The 7,240-nt window shown below is 31.9% G+C and carries 9 protein-coding genes and 1 other annotated feature; of the genes, 1 reads left to right on the plus strand and 8 read right to left on the minus strand.

Annotated features, from left to right (window positions below; all coding sequences use genetic code 11):
- Nucleotides 1-158: 158 nt before the first annotated feature.
- The 6 genes from SCRDD08_RS07155 to SCRDD08_RS07180 all read right to left on the minus strand — a co-directional run bounded on the left by SCRDD08_RS07155 (nt 159) and on the right by SCRDD08_RS07180 (nt 4,785).
- Nucleotides 159-1,343 (minus strand): tyrosine-type recombinase/integrase, encoded by a 1,185-nt coding sequence (locus SCRDD08_RS07155; RefSeq protein ID WP_081104268.1) that lies wholly within the window; start codon nt 1,341-1,343, stop codon nt 159-161.
- On the minus strand, nt 1,336-1,587 hold the full coding sequence (locus tag SCRDD08_RS07160; RefSeq protein ID WP_061423027.1) for a DUF3173 family protein: 252 nt from the start codon (nt 1,585-1,587) through the stop codon (nt 1,336-1,338). Before SCRDD08_RS07160 ends, SCRDD08_RS07155 begins: the two co-directional genes overlap by 8 nt.
- A gap of 170 nt (nt 1,588-1,757) precedes the next feature.
- A complete protein-coding gene (locus SCRDD08_RS07165) occupies nt 1,758-2,954 on the minus strand; it encodes a replication initiation factor domain-containing protein (RefSeq protein WP_061423028.1) in 1,197 nt (398 codons plus the stop codon).
- A 59-nt stretch (nt 2,955-3,013) separates the two neighbouring features.
- Nucleotides 3,014-3,199 (minus strand): hypothetical protein, encoded by a 186-nt coding sequence (locus SCRDD08_RS07170; protein WP_061423029.1) that lies wholly within the window; start codon nt 3,197-3,199, stop codon nt 3,014-3,016.
- A gap of 2 nt (nt 3,200-3,201) precedes the next feature.
- Nucleotides 3,202-3,540 carry a hypothetical protein gene (locus tag SCRDD08_RS07175; RefSeq protein ID WP_155719768.1) on the minus strand — a complete coding sequence of 113 codons (339 nt, stop codon included), beginning with the start codon at nt 3,538-3,540 and terminating at the stop codon, nt 3,202-3,204.
- 927 nt (nt 3,541-4,467) lie between these two features.
- Nucleotides 4,468-4,785 (minus strand): helix-turn-helix domain-containing protein, encoded by a 318-nt coding sequence (locus SCRDD08_RS07180; RefSeq protein ID WP_061423031.1) that lies wholly within the window; start codon nt 4,783-4,785, stop codon nt 4,468-4,470.
- 185 nt (nt 4,786-4,970) lie between these two features.
- Here SCRDD08_RS07180 and SCRDD08_RS07185 point away from each other — a divergent pair, with 185 nt between their 5' ends.
- On the plus strand, nt 4,971-5,831 hold the full coding sequence (locus SCRDD08_RS07185; protein ID WP_061423032.1) for a hypothetical protein: 861 nt from the start codon (nt 4,971-4,973) through the stop codon (nt 5,829-5,831).
- A gap of 214 nt (nt 5,832-6,045) precedes the next feature.
- On the opposite strand, the gene rplL is transcribed toward SCRDD08_RS07185, so the two are convergent.
- Nucleotides 6,046-6,414 (minus strand): 50S ribosomal protein L7/L12, encoded by a 369-nt coding sequence (gene rplL / locus SCRDD08_RS07190; RefSeq protein WP_001196964.1) that lies wholly within the window; start codon nt 6,412-6,414, stop codon nt 6,046-6,048.
- Nucleotides 6,415-6,488: 74 nt separating this feature from the next.
- Nucleotides 6,489-6,989 (minus strand): 50S ribosomal protein L10, encoded by a 501-nt coding sequence (gene rplJ, locus SCRDD08_RS07195; protein WP_001287273.1) that lies wholly within the window; start codon nt 6,987-6,989, stop codon nt 6,489-6,491.
- 38 nt (nt 6,990-7,027) lie between these two features.
- Nucleotides 7,028-7,162 (minus strand) — a sequence feature (ribosomal protein L10 leader region).
- Nucleotides 7,163-7,240 lie beyond the last annotated feature (78 nt).

The following is a 7,240-nucleotide window of genomic DNA, read 5'->3' on the forward strand; positions in this document are numbered from 1 at the left end:
TTTATTTTAAAAAGCATTACTTACTCCGATTTGTTAAAACTTAAATAATTACAAAAAAGCCAAGTCAAAAGACTTGGCTTTTTTAAAATTGGATACTATATTACTTAAGAGTAATGTAGGCGTTAAACCTACAAAGCTTGTCATTAAGCATTTTTCGATTAATTTTGAACCCGTAGGGGTGTTTGTAGGGGTGTTGAAATCACTCCCTCCTTTTGCAATAAATCAGTTATTTCACTACCAACAGTTTTCGCATTTATATTATAGTGGTGTGAATATGTATTCAGAGTCGTAGCTTTATCAATTCTGCCAGACCTTTGAGAAACCGCTAAAACGTCTTTCTTAAGAACATTAATCATAAATGAGTCATGACTATGTCTAAGACCTTTACCAGTGATTTCTGGCACTCCTGCAAGTCTCGCATGACGTTTTAACATTCGCGTCAAAGTGCTTTTAACCATTGGTTCACCAAATTTAGACAATATAAAATCATTATTGGAATTTGCAACCTGTACCGAGCGCCAACGTTCGAGGATTTTTATAGTCTCATCATCTAAGTCAATGTACCTTATTCCTGCTTCTGTCTTAGTTTGCTCTTTCCGATTGTAAATACCACCCTTAAGAGCTTCTAAAGTAGCATGAACAAAAATACGCTTATTTTCCTTATCATAGTCAGACCACAATAGAGCAAAACCCTCACTGACACGAACACCTGTCATATAATATAACCATGTTGTAGTGAATCTGTGCAAATCCTCATAATCTGATAGGTCGAAGGTGGTAATAATCTTTTTGAAGTCCTCAAAAGTCCAAAATTTAGTATCAGGACGTTTCCCTTTCGGATTATCAAGACTCTTACATGGGAATGTTTTGATATATTCCATGCGTTCAGCATAGCCTAGACATTGCTTAAATCGTATCCAAACACATTTCGCGTAGTTTGGAGAGTATCTGTCAATAAGTTCCAGACGAAACTTTTCACAATCACGGGGTTTTATCTCTCGCAATTTCTTTTGCCCAAATACTTCTACAAATGAATTGAAGTGAGCGATTGCCGTTCTATATGTAGAATCTTGGACAGTCTGCTTATAGTAAGGTAAGAAAATATCTTCCATGTATCTTGCGAAGGTAAGATTATAGTCGCTGTAGTCAAATCTATCATAAAACTCGACTCTTGCACGGCATAACTCATCATATGCTTCTTTTTCAGTAGTGAAAGATTTTCCCCAAATATTGCGATATCGTTTAAATCGCTGACGTTTTCCAGTAGCTGAAGCTTTAAATTCTGTCTGGCAGTAAATCCTACCTTTGCTATCTCTAAATACACCTTTATATTTCTTAGACATTATTCTCAATTTTCCTTTCCTCAGTAAATTGAAAACCAAGAACTTCCTCTACTATTTTAGCAGGAGCTAAGTCTAATCGTCTATTGTCAAAAGGCGGCCTTTTTAATTCTATCATATTATTCGAAGATTTTCTATACTCTTCATATCTACTAATAGCTAGTGCTTTCGATTCTCTTATTATTTGCTTTGCAGCAGTTTTTGAGAACCCCAACTTCATAACATCTTTATGGTTTACCGTTATCATCTTTCTCTCCTATATTATAGAATTCTATTATTTACTTAAAATACAAAATCTAATGTATATTTCAATTATTTTTTCTAGAGATAATACTTTTATATTCATATTTCTCCTTTTCAATTTGTTTAAAATATGAGACAATAGGAGACAGGAGATGAACTCTGTCTCATCTCAAATCATTCTTTGTCATCTTTCTTCGATGTTTGGCTACTGGGAAGAAAGTTGACATTTTTTATTAGAAATATTTCGATAGTTTCATCTAGAAACTCATAGAAATCCAATTCTTTTAAAAGAAAACCATGTTTATTAAGCCATGTTATTGTATCTCTATTTGGTCTGTAATAAGCTTCGAAATAATTTACTAATGTAACTAAAAAGTGTGTGAGTGCTTCTTTACCCCAAATATATTGAATTCTAAAGAATAATGGAAGCAATCCAGAATTTTTCAAATGATACATAATTGATGCTGACAAAGCATTATTTCTACTATTTCTAGAAATCAAAGACGGGAAATTGTTTTCTAATTTCAGCAAATCATGAGAAAAATTAGTTAATTCATAAGTTGAACTATCAATAAAACAAAATTTTTCTAAAATTTTATTAGCAATTAGTTCATGTAATTCTCCCTTAGAATTTATTTTTTTCATGATTTCAGAAATCTGTTTAGCATAGTCTTTCTTAAATACAGCTTCAAAACGAATCCAGCTTTCTAAATCTTTTGCTATGTGAAGCTTCAAACCATTTGTTTCAAATTGTTCAGTTTTCTTGTCATAAACTCTCAGAAACGTACTAACATTTTTTCGTTTAGAACCAACATAAAATGTGTTGACAGTGCCATTTTTTTCTAATCCTTCAAGATTAAAATTTTGTTGAATTTTATTTTGATTTCTAACAATAATATATTGATTCTTAATTTTTTGATATAATTCATTGACGCTGAAATTGTAATTCAAATAATCAGCTACAAAGTCAATTCGACTTAGATGAACATCCCAATTTCTATTTTCTAGTAGTTGTAAAATATCTGGAATATCAATTTCTTTATTTGTTCTCTTTTGATAATTTTGTCTGTAGTAGTCTAGAGCACTCGCAGAAAATTTAATAATGACACCCATAGTTGGGAAACTCTCATGATATGCCAACCTTAAAAAATACGGTATTTTTTCTATGCTATAAGAAATTTGATAGCCTGCGGGGTGTTTTTTTTCTGATATCAATGTACCCAGATTCTCAAAATAGAATAACCTATGATATATACAAAAAATTATATGCTCCGCTTCATCTTTCCACGATGTCATTAGAGCCAATTGTTCTGACCAAGGTCTAACTATTATTGTTGCTTCATCTATGCTTAATTGTATTGATTTTTTCAATATACTTTTCCTTTCTTCTTACATGGAACGTGGGTTATTACATTACCCACGTTTGGTGACTATTTGATATCAGTAATCAATTTACGAATAGACAAAGCTTGTGTTGCGATTTGTTGCGCAATTCGATTCGTAATATTTTCGTAGCTATAATTTTCATTTTGACTTTTAGTTGCTTGTTGTTTTGAAATTGCAAGCGCAATATCAAAAATTGCTTTATTAACAGTTTTTAAGTCTGTGTTTTCCATCTCTAAACTCCTTTTTTATTTTCATCTGCTGACTGTAAATTAGTTGCCCACAATTTCAACTGAATATTATTATTGCGTGCATATACACTACAATTTGCCTCGTCAAAAATAATATAGTAGTCATTCATAATCGTAGAATCAACTTCTTTGCTAAACTTACAAGTAAAAATGAAACCAGCAAGTTTGCCAGACAAAATAATAAATTCTGCTTTTTTTCCGATGATATTATCAGTTCGCCGATTGTTTTCATAAGCATATACTGATTGAAACTCAGTGATTTGCTTTACATGTTGCATTTCATTCAATCGAACTGCAACAGCTTTTGAATAATTGTTATTCATAACATGCACCATCATATTTTTTATATGATTCTTTCTTTTATATTTTTATAACAGAATCAATCAGATATTCATTTTTATGCAAAATCAAATATACGTATCTCTGTTACAAAAACCATTATAAAATGGACCTCAAAATCTGTCAAATAGCTGTTTTTAAAGCATTTATAGAATATTTTATAAAAATTATTGCTTATCCAGATTGACTGTTTTATGAATTTATATAATAAAATTATTGCATAAAGTTCTAAAATTTTACATTTTTAATCATATATGTATTAGCTTTTGTAACGGAATTTTAAAATTTCAGATAATTCAGTTGGAAATAGATGATTTTTACAATTTATGTAAAACTTTGAATTACTGCGTTATCTCGGATATTTCCTTCAATTTCCTAGTAATTCAAAGTTTTCCATAAATTTCATCATCTAATATTTTCCACCTAAAAGTATCTGCTATATAATTTAAAATTACAATGATACAAGCGTAATATCCATATTTCAAAAATGCAGTATATGCGCCTCTTTTATGCCATGATTATTATAATATAAATTGAAAATCAACAATATAACCCTGTATAACCAATAATATTTCTAAAAGCACACTCATCCTCTAAAAATACCTGAAAACAACTCAAGGACAGACTGGAGCTCTAGTTTATAATGTTTTTTGTAACAATGTTACGTATATCAACCTCCATACAAAATTATGCAAATAAAACATCATCTAAGTAAATTTCTTCTCTATAAAAATATTCTAGAAAGGCTGATTATATAAAGTCTAGCAAAACCAAGGAAAGAAAAGAGTAATTTAAAAAGGATACGTCGTTGCTGACGTATCCTTTGGTTTCGCTATAAAGTGATAAAAGACTGCGCTAGTTTTTCACTTTATAGCGAAAGAAATTATTATTTTCCCTATGAATATTCAATGTTATTTTAACTCTATATCTAATATTCTATCAAAAATTTCAATAAATCTGTTCTCATCTTCTACCAAAGATAACTTAGCAACAATTTTAGATATAGAATCCTCATCTGTCGTAAATGAAAAGAATGTTCTATGGTCAATTTCTAAAGCTCGTATAATTTTATCCAAAGTCTCTAATTTGACATTCCCATTTTGACCTCGTTCAATCCTCCCTAGAGCATTAACATCCATACCAGCTTTATCAGCTAATGTCTCTTGTGTTAGTTTTTTACTTGTCCTTAATTCATAGATACGATTTGACACATTATCGCTTAATGACATTGTGCACCCTCCTTTGTTATTCCTATAAACATAGGCTAACCTTTATTGATGGAAAATTTTAGGGCTTTAATGTATTTTATTTCCCAAAAATAATATACATGATTATTTTTTATGATATAATAGAATACAATAGAGTATTATTTTGACAAAAAAATATACTTATAATATTTAAAAGGGAGTTTATAATGAGAAAACAAAGGAAACTTATTGCTGTCGGATTAATTGCTACATCTGTGATTTTATTGATTACTGCATGTTCAGCTAATAATAATCAAAAGAATGTTACAGACGAGGGAAACAAAATAGAGAAATCTATAGACAGCACAAAAAAATACACCAAAAGTCAATCAGAAATTATTGAACGTCACCGTAAAAAATATTATTTTGATGGTGCAGAATATTATTATACACGTGCTGTATCTGAAGCAAACGAAAACAAAGATTCAATCCATTTATCTTATGATAACTTAGATAAGAAACTACGTGGCTTAAAAGTCGAAATTGGCTCATATGATAGTTCTACTAAGCGACTTGCTATTACTGTAACAAATAAATATAGCGAAACATTAATTGGAACGAAAAACCAACTAAATGATGACCGATATAAAAATTTTATCATTACCATACGTGGATATGACAAGAAACGATTAGAAAAGAAACAAGCTGGGACAGACTCTTACCTCTATGCTTCAAATGAAACTGGTCAGTTATTGAGTTTTCAACCTTCCGAAGATTTGAAATCAGGAGAAAGCAAGACATATCATATTTTAATGCCCTACTATGCTTTTTCTCAACATAATTCTAAAGTAGATACTGAGAATGAGCAATACAAAAATAAGCAATTTGATGACGAATACTCCTACAATGAACAGTTCACTATGCTCAATTTGGTTTATGAGACGCTCCCAGACGAACCTCTCACATACAACTCTCTTGATAATTATGATAATTCATTTATCTTTCCACAACTGGTATTCAAAACATATCCAAAAGAAGCGTTCGTTTCTGATAAGCAAATCATTGAAGTTTATAAACTCAAGTTTTAAAAATTAAACCTGCTACATAAAATAAATCATGTAGCAGGTTTAATTTTTAATGAATCTAATATAAAAAATTTGTCATAAAATTATGAACACCCCCACAAAATTTGTGGGGGTGTTCATGGGGAGGTTTCAAATAAAATACTCCCTTTTTATCGCCTCAACAATTAACGAAAAGGCTTTAAAACTTGGCTTTCAGCCTTAAACAACCTGTAAATGATTATTTAAGAGTAACTGAAGCTCCAGCTTCTTCCAATTTAGCTTTGATTTCTTCAGCTTCTGCAGTTGGAACGCCTTCCTTGATGACACCTGGTGCACCATCAACAAGTTCTTTAGCTTCTTTAAGGCCAAGACCTGTGATTTCACGTACAACTTTGATAACGCCAACTTTCTTGTCACCAGCAGCTGTCAATTCAACGTCAAATGAATCTTTAGCAGCACCAGCGTCAGCAGCACCAGCTGCAGCAACAGCCACAGGAGCAGCTGCAGTTACACCAAATTCTTCTTCGATAGCTTTTACAAGGTCGTTCAATTCAAGGATTGAAGCTTCTTTAATTTCAGCAATAATGTTTTCAATGTTCAATGCCATTGTTATTTCCTCCAAATAAGTTTTTATTTTTATAATAATTTTTTTGTAGCTAGGCTACGCTGCGTAGCTTAAGATTAAGCTGCGTCTTCTTTGTTGTCTGCAACTGCTTTGACAGCAAGTGCAACGTTGCGAACTGGCGCTTGAAGTACAGAAAGGAGCATAGAAAGAAGTCCTTCGCGGTTTGGAAGAGTTGCAAGTGCAAGAATCTCTTCTTTTGATGCGACAGCGCCTTCAATAGCACCACCTTTGATTTCAAGTGCTTCTGCATTCTTAGCAAAATCGTTCAAGATTTTCGCTGGTGCGATAACATCTTCGTTAGAAAATGCTACTGCAGATGGTCCAACAAATACTGATGCAAGATCTTCAAGACCAGCTTTTTCAGCTGCACGACGTAAGATTGAGTTTTTAATTACTTTGTACTCAACTTCGCTTCCACGAAGCTCACGACGAAGAACAGTATCTTGCTCAACTGTCAAACCACGAGCGTCCACAACAACGATTGATGCAGCAGCTTTCATTTTCTCAGCTACTACGTCAACTAATTCTGCTTTTTTAGCAATAATTGCTTCACTCATTTAGTGTTTCACCTCCGTAATTATTTTGCTTGGGGAATCTTTCTAAAAGAAAAACGCGCCCAAACCTAGACACGAAAGTACAATACGCTTCTTTTACATGATACGTTTTGTCCTCGGTAGGATTTTTATGAGTCGAGCTCCCCTACTGTCTTAGGCAGTTTTTTCAAACCATTGATAATTATAGCAAAAGAAAAAAAGATTGCAAGCTTTTTGTGCAATCTTTTTACTTTTTTTATGCATTTTTAGGAAAA

This window comes from Streptococcus cristatus (genome assembly GCF_001578775.1).
GTDB classification, from domain to species: domain Bacteria; phylum Bacillota; class Bacilli; order Lactobacillales; family Streptococcaceae; genus Streptococcus; species Streptococcus cristatus_A.

What these genes read in the sequence shown, in the direction of transcription:
- SCRDD08_RS07155 (WP_081104268.1), bottom strand. Translation starts at nt 1,343, where the DNA reads ATGTCTAAGAAATATAAAGGTGTATTTAGAGATAGCAAAGGTAGGATT.
- SCRDD08_RS07160 (WP_061423027.1), bottom strand. Translation starts at nt 1,587, where the DNA reads ATGATAACGGTAAACCATAAAGATGTTATGAAGTTGGGGTTCTCAAAA.
- SCRDD08_RS07170 (WP_061423029.1), bottom strand. Translation starts at nt 3,199, where the DNA reads ATGGAAAACACAGACTTAAAAACTGTTAATAAAGCAATTTTTGATATT.
- SCRDD08_RS07175 (WP_155719768.1), bottom strand. Translation starts at nt 3,540, where the DNA reads ATGAATAACAATTATTCAAAAGCTGTTGCAGTTCGATTGAATGAAATG.
- SCRDD08_RS07180 (WP_061423031.1), bottom strand. Translation starts at nt 4,785, where the DNA reads ATGTCATTAAGCGATAATGTGTCAAATCGTATCTATGAATTAAGGACA.
- SCRDD08_RS07185 (WP_061423032.1), top strand. Translation starts at nt 4,971, where the DNA reads ATGAGAAAACAAAGGAAACTTATTGCTGTCGGATTAATTGCTACATCT.
- rplL (WP_001196964.1), bottom strand. Translation starts at nt 6,414, where the DNA reads ATGGCATTGAACATTGAAAACATTATTGCTGAAATTAAAGAAGCTTCA.
- rplJ (WP_001287273.1), bottom strand. Translation starts at nt 6,989, where the DNA reads ATGAGTGAAGCAATTATTGCTAAAAAAGCAGAATTAGTTGACGTAGTA.